Source organism: Pseudarthrobacter sp. 05T312 (assembly GCF_056396685.1).
Window position 1 is genome coordinate 78,512 of record NZ_JBFTLY010000013.1, and the last position, 18,309, is coordinate 96,820.

16 protein-coding genes are annotated in these 18,309 nt (G+C 68.8%); 8 read left to right on the top strand and 8 right to left on the bottom strand.

Going from position 1 to position 18,309, the window contains the following annotated elements; all coding sequences use genetic code 11:
• Window positions 1-106: 106 nt before the first annotated feature.
• Window positions 107-487 carry a nitrite reductase small subunit NirD gene (nirD, locus tag AC1DIP_RS15810; protein ID WP_477734282.1) on the top strand — a complete coding sequence of 127 codons (381 nt, stop codon included), beginning with the start codon at window positions 107-109 and terminating at the stop codon, window positions 485-487.
• 82 nt (window positions 488-569) lie between these two features.
• On the opposite strand, the gene AC1DIP_RS15815 is transcribed toward nirD, so the two are convergent.
• Both AC1DIP_RS15815 and AC1DIP_RS15820 read right to left on the bottom strand, forming a co-directional pair.
• Complete coding sequence (locus AC1DIP_RS15815; protein ID WP_477734283.1) at window positions 570-2,318, bottom strand: phospho-sugar mutase; 1,749 nt, start codon at window positions 2,316-2,318, stop codon at window positions 570-572.
• A 57-nt stretch (window positions 2,319-2,375) separates the two neighbouring features.
• Entirely contained in the window at window positions 2,376-3,194 is an 819-nt protein-coding gene (locus AC1DIP_RS15820) for a purine-nucleoside phosphorylase (protein WP_476210097.1), read from the bottom strand.
• 103 nt (window positions 3,195-3,297) lie between these two features.
• On the opposite strand from AC1DIP_RS15820, the gene AC1DIP_RS15825 reads away from it, so the two are divergent.
• Genes AC1DIP_RS15825 through AC1DIP_RS15850 form a run of 6 tightly spaced genes read left to right on the top strand, consistent with a single transcriptional unit; the run spans window position 3,298 to window position 8,211 of the window.
• Complete coding sequence (locus tag AC1DIP_RS15825; RefSeq protein WP_477734284.1) at window positions 3,298-4,713, top strand: NAD(P)H-quinone dehydrogenase; 1,416 nt, start codon at window positions 3,298-3,300, stop codon at window positions 4,711-4,713.
• Window positions 4,714-4,762: 49 nt separating this feature from the next.
• Window positions 4,763-5,521, top strand: coding sequence for a prolipoprotein diacylglyceryl transferase (locus AC1DIP_RS15830; protein ID WP_477734285.1), 759 nt, complete (start codon window positions 4,763-4,765; stop codon window positions 5,519-5,521).
• Window positions 5,518-5,868 (top strand): hypothetical protein, encoded by a 351-nt coding sequence (locus AC1DIP_RS15835; protein ID WP_477734286.1) that lies wholly within the window; start codon window positions 5,518-5,520, stop codon window positions 5,866-5,868. The genes AC1DIP_RS15830 and AC1DIP_RS15835 overlap by 4 nt, the downstream gene beginning before the upstream one ends.
• A gap of 1 nt (window position 5,869) precedes the next feature.
• The gene (locus AC1DIP_RS15840; protein WP_477734287.1) at window positions 5,870-6,223 is read left to right on the top strand and encodes a hypothetical protein; all 354 of its coding nucleotides are present in this window, start codon (window positions 5,870-5,872) and stop codon (window positions 6,221-6,223) included.
• A 17-nt stretch (window positions 6,224-6,240) separates the two neighbouring features.
• Complete coding sequence (locus AC1DIP_RS15845) at window positions 6,241-7,827, top strand: radical SAM protein (RefSeq protein ID WP_477734288.1); 1,587 nt, start codon at window positions 6,241-6,243, stop codon at window positions 7,825-7,827.
• A gap of 9 nt (window positions 7,828-7,836) precedes the next feature.
• Complete coding sequence (locus AC1DIP_RS15850; RefSeq protein WP_476210107.1) at window positions 7,837-8,211, top strand: hypothetical protein; 375 nt, start codon at window positions 7,837-7,839, stop codon at window positions 8,209-8,211.
• Window positions 8,212-8,252: 41 nt separating this feature from the next.
• Here the strand turns inward: AC1DIP_RS15850 and AC1DIP_RS15855 are convergent, their stop codons facing one another.
• From AC1DIP_RS15855 to AC1DIP_RS15875, 5 genes are all read right to left on the bottom strand, one after another.
• Window positions 8,253-9,710: an aldehyde dehydrogenase family protein gene (locus tag AC1DIP_RS15855; RefSeq protein WP_476210109.1), complete on the bottom strand. Its 1,458-nt coding sequence runs from the start codon at window positions 9,708-9,710 to the stop codon at window positions 8,253-8,255.
• Between the two features lie 144 nt (window positions 9,711-9,854).
• Window positions 9,855-10,490: a hypothetical protein gene (locus AC1DIP_RS15860; protein WP_476210111.1), complete on the bottom strand. Its 636-nt coding sequence runs from the start codon at window positions 10,488-10,490 to the stop codon at window positions 9,855-9,857.
• A gap of 84 nt (window positions 10,491-10,574) precedes the next feature.
• On the bottom strand, window positions 10,575-12,134 hold the full coding sequence (locus AC1DIP_RS15865) for an FAD-dependent oxidoreductase (RefSeq protein ID WP_477734289.1): 1,560 nt from the start codon (window positions 12,132-12,134) through the stop codon (window positions 10,575-10,577).
• Entirely contained in the window at window positions 12,131-14,344 is a 2,214-nt protein-coding gene (locus AC1DIP_RS15870) for a molybdopterin oxidoreductase family protein (RefSeq protein ID WP_477734290.1), read from the bottom strand. The genes AC1DIP_RS15865 and AC1DIP_RS15870 overlap by 4 nt, the downstream gene beginning before the upstream one ends.
• A gap of 1 nt (window position 14,345) precedes the next feature.
• Window positions 14,346-15,767: an MFS transporter gene (locus AC1DIP_RS15875; protein WP_477734291.1), complete on the bottom strand. Its 1,422-nt coding sequence runs from the start codon at window positions 15,765-15,767 to the stop codon at window positions 14,346-14,348.
• A gap of 278 nt (window positions 15,768-16,045) precedes the next feature.
• Here AC1DIP_RS15875 and AC1DIP_RS15880 point away from each other — a divergent pair, with 278 nt between their 5' ends.
• Complete coding sequence (locus tag AC1DIP_RS15880) at window positions 16,046-17,455, top strand: MFS transporter (protein WP_476210117.1); 1,410 nt, start codon at window positions 16,046-16,048, stop codon at window positions 17,453-17,455.
• 57 nt (window positions 17,456-17,512) lie between these two features.
• On the opposite strand, the gene AC1DIP_RS15885 is transcribed toward AC1DIP_RS15880, so the two are convergent.
• A complete protein-coding gene (locus AC1DIP_RS15885) occupies window positions 17,513-18,244 on the bottom strand; it encodes a glutamine amidotransferase (protein WP_476210119.1) in 732 nt (243 codons plus the stop codon).
• Window positions 18,245-18,309 lie beyond the last annotated feature (65 nt).

Consider the following 18,309-nt stretch of genomic DNA (forward strand, 5'->3'; position numbering starts at 1 on the left):
CGGACACATTCACCGCACCCCCTTGAAACACCCGGACCCTAGCGTGGGACACGGCCGCAAAAGCTGCCACTGCAAGGGACAACAGGCACAGGGAAAGGAGCCGGACATGACGGCAACACTTGAACTTGGGGCGCTCGCCGCCGAATCAGACACCGCCGGGTTCGGGACCGGCTGGCACCGTGTCTGCATGGTCGATGACCTCGAACCGGCATGGGGTGAGGCAGCCCTGGTGGCAGGCCGCCAGGTGGCGCTTTTCCGCACCGGCCCCAGCGAAGTCTTCGCCGTTGCGCACCAGGACCCGGCCACGGGAGCCCACGTCATGGCCCGCGGCATCCTCGGTTCCAAGGGGACCCGCCCCACCATCTCCTCGCCGTTGCACAAGGAGGTCTACGACCTCGAAACCGGTGAATGCTTCACCACGCCGGGGCTGCGGCTGGCAGCCTTCGGCACCCGCGTCAGGGACGGCGTCGTCGAGGTGCAGCTCTGACACCGGGGCAACCCATGAGTACACAAAAAGAAAGGGTGCCGGGCGTGCGTGCAGCCCGGCACCCTTTTCGTGGCTGGGGCGGCTACAGGCCCAGTGCCTCGCTGACGTCGTGGCGGACCTCGTCCAGCGCTGCGCGCGCCGCCTGGCGTGCCGCCGGCAGCTCCGCCGCGGAACCTGCCTGGTGGATGACTTCCAGGTAGCACTTGAGCTTGGGTTCGGTGCCGCTGGGCCGGATGATCACGCGGGTCAGGTTCCGGGTGATGTAGAGCAGGCCCTCCGTGGGAGGCAGTTGCGCGCTGCCTTCGGCCAGGTCCGTGAAGACCTCCACGGCCGACTGCCCGAACGACTCCGGCGGGGAAACCCGCAGCCGGTTCATCATGGCGTCCAGCAGACCCAGGTCCGCGACCCGGATGCTGAGCTGGTCGCTGGCGTGCAGGCCGTGCTGGAGGTACAGCTCGTCCAGGGTGTCGAAGACCGTCTTGCCCGCGGCCTTGGCGGTGGCAGCGAGTTCGGCAATCAGGACTGCGGCGGAAATGCCGTCCTTGTCCTTCACCTGCTCCGGCGCCACGCAGTAGCCCAGCGCCTCCTCATACCCGTAGACCAGCCCGGGCACCCGCGAAATCCACTTGAATCCGGTCAAGGTCTCCTCGTGGGCAAGCCCGGCCGCCGCGGCGATCCGTGCCAACAGGCGCGAGGAAACAATCGAATTGGCGAACACGCCGCGGCCGTCAGCCTCCACGGCGGCGTCACCGTCCGCGAGGCGGGCCACCATGTGGGCGCCCAGCAGGGAGCCCACTTCGTCGCCCCGGAGCATGCGCCACGCCCCGGTATCGGGGTCCTTCGCCGCCACGGCAGCCCGGTCCGCGTCGGGGTCGTTGGCGATGACGAGGTCGGCGTCCAGCCGCTCCGCTGTGTCCAGGGCAAGGTCAAGGGCCCCCGGTTCCTCGGGGTTGGGGAAGCTGACCGTGGGGAAATCGGGGTCCGGGTCGGCCTGCTCGGCCACCACGGTGACGTCCGTGAAACCTGCGGCCTTCAGTACTTCCTGCGCTGTTCCGCCGCCCACGCCGTGCAGCGGAGTCAGGACAATCCGGAGGTCCCGCGACGGAAAGCGGCCGGGCATGGCGAGTCCCGCCGTCGACCGCTGGTAGTCAGCGGCGAGCGCGTTGTCCAGGATGGTCCAGCCATCCGCTGCCAGCGCGATGGACTCCAGGGTCCCCACGGCGCTGATGCGCGCGGCGATTTCGGCGTCGTACGGCGCCACGATCTGGGCGCCGTCGCCGTCTGCCGTTACCGCGTGCCGCCCCAGGTACACCTTGTACCCGTTGTCCTGCGGCGGGTTGTGGCTGGCGGTGACCATGACGCCGCCGTCGCAGCCCAGGGCGCGGACGGCGTAGGCCAGCAGGGGAGTGGGGAGGGCGGCCGGCAGCACGAACGTCTCGATACCGGCAGCGGTGAAGATCGCGGCGGTTTCCGCCGCAAAGACGTCCGAGTTGTGGCGGGCGTCATAGCCGACGACGGCGCGCGGCCGGGTGCCCGCGGCAGCCTTGGCCACGGCGTCCACCAGGAACGCCGCAAGTCCGGCGGCAGCGCGGCGGACCACTACGCGGTTCATCCGGTTCGGCCCGGGGCCCAGCGCCGCCCGCAGTCCTGCGGTACCGAACTGCAGTGTGCCGCGGAAGCTGTCTTCCAGTTCCTGCCGGGCCGCCGGATCGCCTTCCTCCACAAGGCGGGCAAGCTCAAGGAGCGACGCCTTCGTTGCGGGGTCCGGGTCCTGGGCAGCCCATTCGCGGGCTTCGGTGAGCAGGCGAAGTTCGGCATCGGAAGACGTCATGGGCATAACGCTATCGTCATTGCCCGGCCGCGTGGCGCACCCCTGGTGCCCGGCCCGCTACAGCCGGGCGATGATGCCTGCCAGCAGCCGGGAAATGCGCGGCCCCGCTGCCTGGCCCGACTCAATGACTTCCTGGTGGCTGAGCGGCTGGGGGCTGATGCCCGCCGCAAGGTTGGTGACCAGAGAAATGCCGAACACTTCCATGCCGGCGTGCCGCCCGGCGATGGCCTCCAGCGCCGTCGACATCCCGATGAGGTCCGCCCCGATCCGCTTGGCGTACTGCACCTCGGCCGGGGTTTCGTAGTGGGGGCCGGGGAACTGCGCGTAGACGCCCTCGTCCAGGGTGGGGTCCACTTCCCGGGCCAGCCCGCGGATCCTGGGCGAATAGAGGTCCGTCAGGTCCACGAAGGTGGCGCCTTCCAGCGGTGAGGTGGCCGTGAGGTTGATGTGGTCCCGGATCAGGACCGGCGTGCCGGGGGTCCAGTCCTCGTTGAGGCCGCCGCAGCCGTTGGTCAGGACCAGGGTGCTGCACCCGGCGGCAGCTGCGGTGCGGATGCCGTGCACCACGGCGCGGACACCCTTGCCCTCGTAGTAGTGCGTGCGGGCGCCCAGGACCAGTGCCCGTTTTCCTTCCTTGGTCAGGATGGACCGGATGGTGCCCACATGGCCCTCCACGGCCGGGGCGTGGAAGCCGGGCACTTCCTCCGCTGACAGGGTGGCGGTGGTCTCGCCGATCAGGTCGGCGGCTTCGCCCCACCCGGAGCCGAGGACCAGGGCGGTGTCGTGGCGGTCCACGCCCGTTTCTTCCGCGATGTAGTCCGCGGCGGCGCGGGCGGCGGCGAACGGGTCGGTGTTCAGGAAGTCTGTTGTACTCACCAGTACAAGTTATCCTGCCGCCCTGTTGCCCTGGTCACGGCAGGCCCGGAAAGCAGCCTGATTTCTTGGTGGTCGGGCCGCCAATGGGAGAGAATGGATGACTGTGACTACGCATCCAGATTTCAGTTCCCCCCGGATCGCAATCCTGGGAGGTGGTCCCGGCGGATACGAAGCTGCCATGGTGGCCGCCTCGCTGGGGGCCACGGTCACCGTGATCGAGCGTGCCGGGCTTGGCGGCTCCGCGGTGCTGACCGACGTAGTCCCCTCCAAGACCCTCATTGCCACGGCTGACCTGATGACCCGCGTGGCAGAGGCCGGCGAGCTGGGAGTGAAGTTCGACGTCGACGGCGGCGACTTCGTCCCCGTGATGCACGCCGACCTCAAGCACATCAACCACCGCCTCCTCAACCTGGCCCGCAACCAGTCCAGGGATATCCGCGACGGCCTCGAGAAGCAGGGCGTGCGGATCATCGAAGGCTCCGGACGGCTCCTGGAGAGCCACCGGATCGAGGTCCTGACCGCTGACGGCACCGAGACCGTCGAGGCCGATACCATCCTGCTGGCGGTCGGCGCGCACCCCCGCGAACTGGAAACGGCACGCCCGGACGGTGAGCGGATCCTGAACTGGACCCAGATCTACAACCTCGACGAGCTGCCCGCGGAGCTCATCGTGGTGGGGTCCGGCGTCACCGGCGCCGAATTCGCGTCCGCCTACAACGGCCTCGGCTCCAAAGTCACCCTCGTCTCCAGCCGCGACCGCGTGCTGCCCGGCTCGGACGTCGACGCCGCCGTTGTCCTGGAGGAAGTCTTCGAACGCCGCGGAGTCCGGGTCCTGTCCCGCTCCCGCGCCCAGTCGGTGGAACGCACTGACGACGGCGTGGTAGTCACCCTCTCCGACGGCACCCAGGTAACGGGCAGCCACTGCCTCCTGTGCCTTGGTTCCATCCCCAACACCGCAGGCATCGGCCTGGAGGAGGCGGGCGTTGCCGTCAGCGACAGCGGCCACATCAAGGTCGACGGCGTCTCCCGCACCACAGCCCCGAACATCTACGCCGCCGGCGATGCCACCGGCGTCCTGCCGCTCGCCTCGGTTGCTGCCATGCAGGGACGCATCGCGGTGGCACACTTCATGGGCGACGGCGTCACCCCCCTTAAGCTCCACCAGGTGGCGTCCAACATCTTCACCTCGCCCGAAATCGCGAACGTGGGTGTCTCCGAGGCCGAGATCGAGTTCGGCAAGTACCAGGCGGACATCATCAAGCTCTCCCTCCGCAGCAACGCCCGCGCCAAGATGCGCAACGCCAAGGACGGGTTCGTGAAGATCTTCGCGCGGAAGGGTTCGGGCACCGTGATCGGCGGCGTGGTGGTGGGCCCCAACGCCTCAGAGCTGATCTTCCCCATTTCCATCGCCGTCAAGCAGAAGCTGCACGTCGACGACGTCGCCAGCACCTTCACGGTGTACCCGTCACTCACCGGATCCATTTCCGAGGCGGCGCGCCGCCTGCACGTCCACATGTAAGGGCCGAAGGGCCCGCGCCCGGTGGGCAGTCCGTTGTTACACTCTGCCCATGATTGGGCTTCCCTTCGCGGGAAACGCGCTGGTGCATGCCGGCATGGTGGGGCTGGGCATCGGCGCAGCCCTCCTGTTTTACGCCTATGAGAAGCGACGCAGGGGCCTCACCGACCCCCGCTTGTGGCCCGTCGCCGGTTTCGCCGTGGCGTTTGGCGGTATCGGTTCCCGCGTGCTCACCTGGGATGTATCCCGGCAGGTGTCCCTGGCCGACTGGTGGGGCAACGGCGACCGGAGCATCCTTGCGGGACTGGTGGGGGCCTGGTTCGGCGTCCACCTTGGCAAGCGGCTGACCGGTTACAGGGAGTCCACGGGAGACCTGCTGGCCCCTGCGGTGGCACTTGCCATGGTTATCGGGCGCGTGGGCTGCCTGCTCACCGAACTCCCGGGCACCCCTACCGGCGGTTCCTGGGGGATTGTCCTCACCCCGACCCAGGCTGCGTTGGCCGGCGCCCCGGCCGGAGTGGCCCTCCATCCGTCCTTTGCCTACGAGATCGCCTTCCACCTGGCCGCTTTTGCCCTGATGTGGCGGTACCGGGACGCCCTGCCCCATCCCGGTGACCTCTTCATCTGCTTCGTCAGCGCCTACGCCGTCTTCAGGTTCTTCGTGGAATTCGTCCGCGGCAACGAGGTCCTCTGGCTTGGCCTTAGCCGGCCCCAACTGTTCCTGCTGGCGGTCCTTCCCTTGCTGGCCTGGCGTGTCCGGCGCGTGTTCGGCAAACCCGTCCGCCCCGAACTGGAAGGAACCGTGGCATGAGCGAAGAACCCCCCGACGGGCCACTGCAACCACCGCGGCAGGAGAATCGCCAGGACAATGAACCACGGGGCGGATCCCTGGGGCTGGGGGCCGTGGTTGGCGCCGTGGCGCTGTACGCGGTCTACGTCCTGGGAACCATAGCCCAGGGGCCCTACGCCTGGTCCGCGACCTTCCTCGCCGTGCCGGCTCCCTTCATCCCCCTCATCCTGTACCTGGCCGTCGCGGTCGTGCTTGCAGTCCGGCGCCGGACGGCGCTGTGGGGTGCGGGGCTGCTGATAGGCCTGGGCGCCTTTGTCCTGCTCGGCGGTGGCCTCTGCGTCGGCTTCCTTGTCCAGGGCCAGGCCTGAAATGGACAACGACAGGGAGGACCCGCCCCCTCCGAAGGAACCCCACCACCCCGGACAGCAACGGGAACCGCGGCGAGGCTACCTGGGCCCGGGGCTCTCCTTTGGTGCTTTGGCGTTGTACATCCTCTACCTTTGGGCAACAATCGGCGTCGGTGCGCCGAATTCATGGCCGGCCAGCATCCTGGCCGGCCCCGCCGCCTTCGTCCCCATCGCCGTCTACCTGGGACTGGGCATTGCCCTTGCCGTCCGCCCCGGCACCGCGAGGACCGGGGCCGGGATGCTGATTGGGCTGGGCATCTTCCTGTTGCTCGGCGGGGGTCTGTGCGTGGGAGCCCTCGCACAGACCAGAATCTGAGAAGGGAGCACTGATCAATGAGGTCTCGAGAGTTGCCAGGGCCTGGCCAGCCGCTGCGGGGTGACAGGATCCACCGCTACGTCACCGCGTTCTGCCCCCGTTGCCACGACACCAACCCTCCACTCAGCGAGGTCCGGCGGCTGTCCGGGGCGCTGCTGGTCCGCGACGGGCGGGTGTGGCTTGAACGAGGCTGCCCGGACCACGGATTGGTCCGCACGCTCTACGACGAGTCCCCGGAGATCCTGCGCTACCTGGAGAAATGGCAGGCGCCCACCAAGCAGCATGTTCCTGACCGGGCAGGCAATTTCCGTGCCATCCCCGGGGCGTATGCCTACGGGCTTCCGGCCATGCAGACCCAGCACACCTGCATCCTGCTCCAGGACATCATCGAGCACTGCAACCTGAAGTGCCCCACCTGTTTCACCGCCTCCGGACCGCAACTGCAGGGCGTGGCTCCGCTGGAGGAGGTGCTGGCCAACGTCGATACCCGCCTGGCACGCGAGAGCAACCGCCTCGATGTGCTGATGTTGTCCGGCGGCGAACCAACGCTGTACCCGTACCTGGCGGAACTGCTGGACGAACTCGTGGCCCGGCCGATCGTGCGGATCATGGTGAACAGCAACGGCATGCTGCTGGCCACTGACGACGAAATGCTTGCCCTGTTGGCCCGGCACCGTGACCGCGTGGAGGTGTACCTCCAATACGACGGCTCTTCCCGGGAGGCCTCGATCCACCACCGGGGCGGCGACCTGACCCGCTACAAGGACGCGGCCATCTCCCGCCTCTCCGCGGCCGGCATATTCACCACCCTGACCATGACGGCATCCCTGGGCGTCAATGACGGTGAGATCGGTGACGTGGTGATGCGCGCGCTGGAGACCCCGTATGTGGGCGGCGTGGCGCTGCAGCCCGTGTTTGGATCCGGGCGCGGGCACGGCATCGACCCCCTGGACCGGCTCACGCATACCGGCGTCCTGGACCGGCTTGAATCACAAACCGGCGGCGTGGTCTCCTGGCACGACCTCACGGCACTGCCGTGCTCCCATCCGCACTGCGCATCGGTGGGCTACATGCTCAAGGACGACGCCGGCACCTGGCGTTCCCTGGCAGCGCTCATCGGCCACGACCAGCTCCTGGCGTGGCTCGAACTGAATCCTGACAGCATCGCCAACCGGATTGCTGACAGCGCCATCCCACTGGAACTGCGGAACCTGATGAAAACCTCGCTGCTGGACCTGCTGAGTGAGCAGTCGTCCCTGTCGCACCCACGGACCATGGATCTTTGGAAGAACATCTGCACGCAGTGCGATCTTGGCATCGGAACCCTGACCACCCTGGCGGCCGGCAAGCTGCCCGGCCAGCAGCAGCGCCTGCGCCGGCTCCTCGCCGAACGGGTCACCCGGATCATGGTCAAGCCCTTCATGGACATGTCCACCATGATCGAGGAACGGCTCACCCAGTGCTGCGTCCACGTCGGAACCAAGGGCGACGACGGGGAGCACCAGTGCGCGCCCTTCTGCGCCGTCCAGGCATGGCCCTCCCTGGCCCGGCAGCGGATGAGCACGGCGACCGGCGCACGGCTGCTTCCGGTGCGCCAGGTTTAGGGAGGATTCATGGACCCGGCCTCTGATGCCCGGCGCATTGCCGGCGGACCCAACCCGTCCCAGCTGGTGCGCCGGCACGCCGCAGCACACTCCAACCCGCAGGGTCCCGGCACCCCCGCACCCACCGGCCAGGCACCCTATGATCCGCTCCGGCTATGCATCTTTGCCACCGTTGCGCTGCTGGGGTGGCTGGCCGGACCTGCCGCCCTGGCGGTCTTCGCCGGCCTCGGGTTTGCGGGGTACTGGAAGGCACGACGGCGGGGCCTGGCGCGGTCCAAATGCTTCCTGCGCGACACGCGGCTCGTGCTCGTTTATCTGGGTGCCCTCCTGGCTGCGGGGGCATACGGGATCTACGTGGCCGCCGGGCAAGTATTCGGGCTGTGACAGGTAACCGGTGTGCTGCCCGCCCTAAGACGGGAAGGGGCCTAGAACGGGTACGGGGCGATGTCCGGTCGCATGGTGAGCCACTGGATCTCGGTGAACGACTCCATGTTGGCGTGGTGGCCGCCGATCCGCGAGCCGTTGCCTGAGTTCTTCGTTCCGCCAAACGGGGAGTTGGCCTCATCGGAGACGGTCTGCTCGTTGATGTGGACCTTCCCGGAGTCGAGGCGGTCCGCGATGGTCATGGCCAGGCCCACGTCGCCAAGGATGCCGATCGACAGGCCGTACTCATTGTCGTTGGCCAGTGCCACGGCCTCATCCACGGTGGAGAACTTCATCACCGGGGCCACGGGGCCGAAGATTTCGTCCTTCCAGGCGGGGCTGGAAGTGTCCAGGTCAACCAGCACGGCGGGCTGGTAGAACCGGCCGTCGTGGGTGCCGCCGGCAGCCAGCCGGGCGCCCGCCTGGACCGCGCCCTGGACGATCCCGTCCACCCGCTGCAGTTGCCGTTCGTCAATGACCGGCCCCAGGGCAACGGTGCCGCTCGTCGGATCGCCCACAGGCAGGTAGGCCGCCTTCTCCGACAAGGCGGCAACGTAGTCGTCGTAGATGTCCTCATGCACGATGTGGCGGCCGGCAGCCATGCAGATCTGGCCCTGGTGCATGAACGAGCCGAACGCCGCCGCGGAGGCCGCCTTGGCAAGGTCGGCGCCCGGCAGCACGATCAGCGCGTTGTTGCCGCCCAGTTCCAGGTGCGCTCGCTTCAGCAGCCGCCCGGCCGTCTCGCCGATCTTCCGGCCGGCCGCCGTCGAGCCCGTGAAAGCGATCACCCGGACCTCGGGGGCTTCGACGACGGCGGCTCCGATGTCCGCGCCGCCGGGGAGCAGGGAGAGCAGGCCTTGCGGAAGTCCGGCCTCCTCGAAGATGCGCATCACGGTCACGCCGCCGCAGATCGCGGTCCGGGGGTCCGGCTTGAGCAGCACGGCGTTGCCCAATGCCAGGGCAGGGGCCACGGCGCGGATGGAGAGAATCAGTGGGAAGTTGAACGGCGCGATGACGGAGACGACGCCCACCGGACGGCGCCGGGCAAAGGACCAGCGGTTTTCGTTGGACGTCAGGACGTCACCGGCAGGGAGGGAGGGCAGCGCCGAGGCGTCGTAGCATTCGTTGGCTGCGATATGGGTTTCCAGCGCCGCCTTGGGCGGGATGCCCCCGGACTCGCGCACGATCCAGTCCTGGACCTCGGCTGCGTGCTCCTCCCAGAGCTGCCCGGCGCGGCGCAGCACCGCGGCCCGGTCCTCCGGGTTGCGGGCGGCCCATTCCTTCTGTGCCTTCGCGGCGGCAGTCGCAGCTTCCCGGACGTCGTCGACGGAGGCGACGCCGTAGCTGCCGAGCTGTCCGCCGGTGGCCGGTTCCATGCTGCTGCCGGTCCCGCCGCCGCCCGCCCGCCAGCCGTTGAGGTAGATCTTGCCTTCCCAGAGGGCGGAATCGAGCAGGGACATGGCAGGTCCTTTCGTTGTTCCGGACGTCAGGCGTCCGGCCTGGAAGATGGGAGCGCGGGTCAGTCCCGTCCATCACATGCTGTGCGGACGCCGCCGTCAAGGGCATGAACGGGGAAACAAGGGCAGCGGTATCCGTGCAGAGGCTTATGCCGACGCCGGGAGCGTATTCCGGGAGGCCGGGTCGCGCCGGGCCAGCCGTGCGGCCACCAGGTAGGTAATGCCGGTTATCAGCGGCACCGCGCTGGCGGCGGCCAGGGAGGCCGCCGGCCCCGACCGGCCAAGAACCGTGATCAGCAGCGGCAGCGTGCCAATGGCAAACAGCAACCAGCCGGCCGGGCCTGACCGTTTAAGTCCCAGGACAGCGGCCGGGAACGCCAGGGCGATGACGCCGACCGCAATGACAGGCCCGTTTGAATCCTGGAGGCTGCGGGCGGCCGCGGGATCGAGGGCGAACCAGACGCAGACCGCGACGAGGACCACGGCCAACCCCATCAGCAGCGGAGCGGCCGCGGCCGGCCGGAACCAGGCGAGGGCAGCAAGGGCCAGCATGGGCACAAACCAGGACAAGGTCATCATCAGGCCGGCCATGCCGCCGGGCTGATCCAAGGCGTAGCCGCCGATGAAAGCCACAGCGGCCACGGTGAAAACCGTCATGACCACCGCGCCCATTTTCACCAGTCCACGGGCCCGGCGCTGCGGATCCTTCTCCCGGACCAGGACAACTCCGGCCACGGCGGCGAGCACCACCGCGGCGAATGCCAGAATGATGGGCAAGGACATTGGTGCCTCCTGCGGCCGGTGGAATCCTGTGACCATTCAAGCCCTGTGGAATCCCGGTGCCAAGGGGCGAAAGCCCCGCAGCCGCTAGGCCGCTGCCGCCTGGAAGTGCTGTTCGATGAGCCCTTTGATGTCCTCATGGCAGCCGCCGCAGCCGGTGCCCGCGCGGGTGGCCTTGGAAACGTCCGCCACGGTGGAGCAGCCGCCGGTTACGGCCGCAGTGATGGCCGACCCGCTGACCCCCGCGCACCGGCACACGGTACCCGCGGGGTCGGCAGCTCCGCCCCCGGGCAGCTGGTCCGGTCCATCCAGGCGCAGGAGCAGTGACCGGTCGGCGGGCAGCTCTGCACCCCGTTCAAAAAGCCCCACCAGTTCGGCTGCGGTCCGGGGCATGCCCACGGCCACCAGGCCTTCCAGCACACCGCCCCGGGTGGTCATCTTCACGTACCGGCCGTGCTCCGGATCCGCCCACTGGGACACCTGCAGGCGTGGCCTGCCGTTGACCGCTCCGGCCGTGAGTGCTTCCTCATCCCACGGCTCGGCGGCGTTGTCCCCGGCCACGGCCATGTTCATGCCGCGGGCTTTCAGGACCACGACGCCGGGCTGTTCCGGCGGCAGCGCGGGGAGCACTTCGGCGTCCGCTTCCGCCCCCTCGGCCAGCAGGGTGAGGTAGCCGGCCAGCCATTCGGCCTGCCGCCATCCAGGACCCACCAGGCCGGAGGGCCCCGTGGCGTTGCGGCAGGCGGCGCAGCCGGGATCCGGGCAGCGGACCTCGGCGCAGTCGCCAACGGCGAAGATGTGCGGTTCGTGGTGCGCCCGCAGCCGGTGGTCCACCAGGATCCCGGTGCCGGTGGAGAGGCCGCAGCCTTCGGCCAGTTCCGTCCGGGGACGGACGCCGCAGGAGATGACCAGGAGGTCGCCGTCGATCGCTGAGCCGTCGTCGAGCAGCAAAGCCGAGAATCCGCCGTCGGGCGCGTTGTGCTCAACGCCGGTGGACCGGGCGTTGCCGGCCACCCGGACTCCGCAGCGGCGCAGCCCGGCAGCCAGGACGGCCCCGCCGCCGCGGTCGATGCTGCGGCCCAGCGGGTGCGGGCCGTTGTGGACCACGGTGACCGTGGCACCTTCCTCCGCGGCCGCCAGCGCCGTCTCCAAGCCGAGGACGCCGCCGCCCAGGACCACCACGCGCTTGCCGCCGGCCACGGCCTGCCGCAGCACCTGGGCGTCGCGGAGGTCCCGCAGCGCCGTGACGCCGGCCGGCAGCACGGGGGAAGCCGGGTCCGGGTTGATGCCGGTGAGGTTGGGAATCACCGGCCGGGATCCGGTGGCGAACACCAGCCGGTCGTAGTGCACGGACGCGCCGTCGGAGAGGGCCACCTGCTGCCGCGCCCGGTCCACGCGCTTAACCCGTACGCCCAGCCGGACATCCACTCCCTCTGCAAACAGCTCGGCGCTGTCGGCGAGGGCCAGGGCGTCGGCGGTGGTCCGGCCGACGCCCAGGTCCGCCACCAGGACGCGGTTGTAGGCGGCCTCGGCTTCCTGGCCCACCACCGTGAGCCTGGCGTGGCCGCCGCGCACGGCGGGCAGGAGCTCGTCCACCAGCCGGGCGGCCACGGGACCGAATCCCACAATGACAATCTGCTCGCTCATGAGGCCTCCGTCGTGTGCAGCATGCGGGCGGATTCGGGTGCGGCCACGGGCCGGACCCATACGGTGTTGAACTTGAACTCGGGCATCCCGGAGACCGGATCCGTGGCGGCTTCCGTCAACCGGTTGGCGCTCTCAGCCCCGGGAAAGTGGAACGGCAGGAAAACCGTCTCGGGGCGGATGGCGGTGCTGAGCTCCGCCCGGCACACCACCTCGCCGCGCCCGTTGGACACCGACACCAGCGTTCCGGCACCGATGCCCATGGCGTCGGCCGCCCCGGGGTGGAGCTGCATCCTGGCCTCGGGCTGCGCGGCGGCCAGCTCGGGGACCCGGCGGGTCTGGGCCCCCGACTGGTAGTGCTCCAGGAGGCGGCCGGTGATGAGCGTCATGGCTGTGCCGGCAGGGCCTGTTGGGTTCCCGGCGGCTTCAGCTGCGGGAGTACGACGGCGGCGCGGCGCCACCGGGACCATGACCGCCTTGCCGTCGGGGTGGGCGAAGCCGTCCCGGAACAGGCGGGGGGTTCCGGTGCTGCCGGCCGGGAAGGGCCAGTAGGCTGCCTCGCCGCGGTCCAGCATGGCGTAGTCGATGCCGGAGTAGTCGGCCAGGCCGCCCGCTGAAGCCCGGCGGAGCTCCTCGAAGACCGTTTCCGGGTCCTCGCTGTAGGTGGAGGGGGCGTCCAGGCGCTCGGCCAAACGGGCCATGATCCACAGCTCGCTCCGTGCGCCGGCGGGAGGGGAGATGGCGCGGCGGCGGCGCAGCACGCGGCCTTCCAGGTTGGTCAGGGTGCCTTCCTCCTCGGCCCACTGGAGGACCGGAAGGATGAGGTCCGCCTCCGCAGCGGTCTCGGACAGGAAGAAGTCGCAGACCACCAGGAAGTCCAGGCTCCGCAGCCCCTCGATGACGGCGTTGGCGTCAGGTGCCGCCACGGCAATGTTGGAGGCGTGGACAAAAAGGCACCGGACGCCGTCGGGCTGTCCCAGCGATTTCAGCAGCTGGACGGCGGGCAGGCCGGGGCCGGGGATCAGTTCCTCGGAGACGCCCCAGACCGCGGCGACGTGCGCGCGGGCGGCGGGGTCGGTGATCTTGCGGTAGCCGGGCAGCTGGTCGGCCTTCTGGCCGTGCTCGCGGCCGCCCTGGCCATTGCCCTGGCCGGTGAGGGTGCCGTAGCCGCTGCGGGCGGAGCCGGGCAGGCCCAGCAGGAGGCTCAGGTTGATGGCCGCCGTGGCGGTGTCCGTGCCGTCCACGTGCTGTTCCACGCCGCGGCCGGTGAGGATGTAGCTGCCGCCCCTGCGGGCGCCGGCGGCAAGCATCCTGGCGGTTTCGCGGATCAGGTCCGCCGGGACACCGGTGATGGACTGGACGCGTTCGGGCCAGAAGGCGTTCACGCTACGGACGACGGCGCTGTAGCCCGAGGTGCGCTCCTGGAGGTAAGCGGTGTCCACCAGGTCCTCGTGGATGACCACGTGGGAGAGGCCCAGCAGCAGGGTGAGGTCGGTGCCGGGAAGGGGCTGCAGGTGGAGGCCGGCGCCGTCGGCCGTGAAGGCCGCTGTGGCCGAACGCCGCGGATCCACCACCACCAGACCGCCGGCGTCGCGGGCGCCCTGCAGGTGCTGGACGAACGGCGGCATGGTCTCGGCAACGTTGGAGCCGAGCATCAGGATGGTGCTGGCGGTGTCCAGGGCCTCCAGCGGGAACGGCAGCCCGCGGTCCACGCCGAAAGCGCGCATTCCCGCCGCGGCCGCTGAGGACATGCAGAACCTGCCGTTGTAGTCGATCCGGGAGGTGCCCAGGGCCAGCCGGGCGAACTTGCCCAGCTGGTAGGCCTTTTCGTTGGTGAGCCCGCCACCGCCGAAAACGCCGACGGCGTCCGCACCGTACCGGGCGCGGGCGTCTCTTACTGCCGCGGCGGCGAGGTCCAGGGCCTGGTCCCAGCCAATGGGCCGGTGGACGCCGTCGGCGCCTTTCAACAGGGGCTCGGTGATCCGGCCCGCATGGTTCAGGAGGCTGGCCGAGGTCCAGCCCTTGCGGCACAGGCCGCCACGGTTGGTGGGGAAGTCCCTGCCTGCCACGTCCAGGACGGGGGGTGCCGTGGGGGCGGCAGGCGCGGGGCCCGGCCCCGGCTGCGAAGCCGGGGCCAGGCCCGCCGGGGCCGTGAGCGTCATGGCGCACTGCAGGGCGCAGTAAGGGCAGTGCGTGTCGGCGCTTTTGGTCATGCTAGACGTGTCCCATCGCGTTCCGGCCGGCGTTGCGGATGTAGCAGGTCCAGCAGACCACCAGCATGAGGACGTAGGCGCCGACGAATCCGTAGAAGGCCGGGGTGTAGGAGCCGCTGGCGGTGCTGGAGGCATTGAGCACCTGGGGGATCACGAAGCCGCCGTAGGCGCCGATCGCGGAGATCAGGCCGAGGGCCGAGGACGCGAGCCGCTGGGTGGCGACGGAGCTTGCACCCTTGCGGGCAGCCCGGCTGGAGGTGGCGAAGATGACCGGAATCATCCGGTACGTTGCGCCGTTGCCGAAGCCGCTGGCGGTGAACAGCATCAGGAAGAGAACCAGGAAGAGCAGGAAGTTCTTCAGCGGCAGCGTCCAGATCATGGTCAGCGTAATGACGGCCATGGCGGCGAAGGCGGACACTGTCATCCGGGCGCCGCCCATCCGGTCCGCCATGCGTCCGCCGTAGGGGCGGGCCAGGGAACCCACCAGGGGGCCGAGGAACGCCAGGGACAGGGCCACGCTTCCCACCCCGATGGAGGAGAACGCGGGGAAGTAGTCCTTGATCAGCTTGGGAAACACACCGGCGAAGCCGATGAAGGAGCCAAAGGTGCCGATGTACAACAGGGCCATGATCCACAGGTGCGGTTCCTTCAGGGCCGCGACCGAGCCGGCCACGTCACCCTTGGCACTGGTGAGGTTGTTCATGTACTTGAAGGCGCCGAAGGCTGCCAGCAGGATGAAGGGAACCCACATCCAGCCCGCCATGGGGAGGTTGACGCTGCCGGCGGCCAGCAGGGTGATGACAATCGGCACCGCAAGCTGCGCGACGGCGGCACCCAGGTTCCCGCCGGCGGCGTTCAGGCCCAGCGCCCAGCCTTTTTCCCGGGCCGGGTAGAAGAACGTGATGTTGGCCATCGAGCTGGCGAAGTTGCCGCCGCCGAACCCGGCCAGGGCAGCCACCAGGAGCATGACGCTGAACGGCGTGCCCGGGTTCGAGACGCAGAGGGCCAGCCCGGTGGAGGGGATCAGGAGCAGCAGGGCGGACACGATGGTCCAGTTGCGGCCGCCGAAGCGGGGCACCATGAAGGTGTAGGGGATGCGGAGGGTGGCGCCCACCAGGCTTGGCATGGAGATGAGCCAGAAGATTTCCGAGGTGGAGAAGGTAAAGCCTACGGCGGGGAGCTGGACCACCACGATGGACCACAGCTGCCAGACGACAAAGCCGAGGAACTCGGCGAAAATGGACCAGTTCAGGTTGCGGCGGGCGATGGCCCGGCCTGCGGCCTCCCACTGCTCCTTGTTCTCGGCATCCCAGTTGGCGATCCAGCGGCCGGGGCGGAATTCAAGGGCAGGGGCGTCAGTGGTGCGGGTAGGGCCGGGCTGTGCGCTGGCGGATACGGCATCAACGGTGCGGTCAACAGTCACGGGTTACCTCCTTCGGGGGATGTTGTTCCTCCAAGGTAGGGACGGCGCGTTTCGCGGACGGTCGAGGTTTGTTAACGCGCTGTGACTTTTGCCTATCCGGGCCCGCCGGACGGCGTGAGGCGGTCCCGGGGGTCCGCGATATGAGATGCACAACACAGGTCCGCATCGTGGACGTTTCGTCCATTGACTGGACGCTGGGAAGTAAGATCAAACTCTAACTATTCGAGCCGGGAGGCAGCGTTGCCTGCGCCCGGCCGGTCACACGAAAGCGTTTACCCATGTCATCCACCGATACCACCAAAGTGCCCGGTTCGCACCAGCCGGTGAACTCCCGCGGCCGCGTCATCGTGGCAAGCCTGATCGGCACCACCGTGGAGTTCTACGACTTCTACGTCTATGCCACGGCCGCCGTGCTCGTGTTCCCGAAGCTCTTCTTCCCGGGCGCGAACGAAACCACCCAGCTGCTGAGCTCCTTTGCCGTCTTCGGCGTGGCCTTCATTGCCCGCCCGCTCGGCTCGATTGTCTTCGGGCACTTCGGCGACAAGTTCGGCCGCAAGGGAACCCTTGTTGCGTCGCTGCTGACCATGGGCATTGCCACCTTCCTCATCGGCTGCCTCCCCACGGCGCTGGTTCCGGGCTGGGAGTTCTGGGCACCGGCCATGCTGGTGGTCCTGCGCTTCGCCCAGGGCCTGGCCCTCGGCGGCGAATGGAGCGGTGCAGCCCTGCTGGCCACCGAGAACGCCCCCGCCAACAAGCGCGCCATCTACGGTACTTTCCCGCAGTTGGGAGCCCCGATCGGCTTCATCATCGCCAACGTCATCTTCCTGGTGGCGAGCTACACCCTGACCCCGGAAGCTTTCCAGGCCTGGGGCTGGCGGGTGCCGTTCCTGCTCAGCGCCGCCATGGTGATCCTTGGCCTCTACGTCCGGCTCAAGCTGATCGAAACCCCGGCCTTCACCAAGGTGGTGGAATCCAACGAGGTAGCCAAGCTGCCGCTGGGCCGCGTCTTCAAGTCCAGCTGGCGCCAGCTGATCCTGGGCACCTTCATCATGCTGGCCACGTATGTGCTGTTCTACCTGATGACCACGTTCACCCTGACCTACGGCACCAAGCCCACCCTGGCCGGCGCGCAGGCCGCCGCGGAAAAGGCAGGCAAGCCCATGTCCGAGGCCGCAGCCGCCGCGTTCGTTCCCGGCCTGGGCTACTCCCGCAACGACTTCCTTTGGATGCTGATTGCCGGCGTCGTGTTCTTCGGCATTTTCACCCTGGTCTCCGGGCCGCTGGCCGAAAAGTACGGCCGCCGCAAGATGCTCATGGCCGTCACCGCCGGCATCTTTGTCTTCGGCCTGCTGTTCGTGCCGCTGTTCAGCGGCGGCTTCGTGGGCACCATGGGCCTGCTGATCCTCGGGTTCTCCCTCATGGGCCTGACCTTCGGCCCCATGGGTGCGCTGCTGCCGGAACTGTTCCCCACGAACGTCCGCTACACCGGCTCGGCCATCAGCTATAACTTCTCCAGCATCCTGGGTGCTGCCGTGGCGCCGTTCATCGCCGTCGCGCTGTGGGAAGCGGCCAAGGGCAGCCCCGTCCTGGTCGGTGTGTACCTGACCGCCATGGCAGTGCTCACGCTGATCGCGCTGTTCCTCACCCGCGAAACCCGCGATGTGGACTACGAGAACAACGTCGCCTGACGTTTCGTTTGCCCCAATGCCCGGCGCTGCCTTTCGGCACGCCGGGCATTGCCGTTTTCAGCGCGCGTAGCGGGCGACGAAGTTCTTCAGCACCGCCATGGGTTCGGTGATCGTGAATTCCCGTGCCGCGGCCATGAGCTCCTCCGCGGATTCCGGTGGAAAGTACCCGGCGTCCCGGTAGATATCGATCCGCGTCACCAACCCGTCCGCGTCCAGCTCCGGGTGGAACTGGGTGGCATAAAGGTTGGTCCTGATGCGGAACATGTGGACCGGGCAGGTGGCGGCCCGTGCCAGCAGGACGGCGTGCGGGGGGAGCGAGCGGACGGCTTCCTTGTGCCCGGTCAGTGCCGTGAAGGTTCGGGGCATGCCCTGCAGGATGGGGTCCTGGAGTCCCTCATCGGTCAGTTCCACCTCCACCGCGCCGAGGGGCTCGCCGTAGGTCCGGTCGATCACGGCGCCCTGGTGGCTGCCCAGGGTACCGACTCCGTAGCAGGCGCCAAGGAACGGGAAGTCGCGGGCCACCAGCTGGTCCAGGAGTGCGGCAAGTTCCCGCTCCACCCGGTGCTGAACCGTGCTCTTGTGCTCTGGCGGGTCGCTGGACGTGAACGGGCTGCCGCCCACGATGACGCCGGAGTACCTGGAGAGGTCCAGCGAAGGCAGGGGAGCGGCTTCGAGCCGGATCCGGTGCAGTTCCCGTTCCTCCAGGCCGCCGTACCTCAGGTACGCGGCGTACTCGTCCTCGGCGGCGGCGTCTTCCGCGCGGGAGGCCAGGAGCAGGAAAGGCAGCATGTGCTAAGTCTGCATCCTGCCGGCGCCGGCGGCCAGCACCGGCCCGGCACACGGCCGGAGGCGTT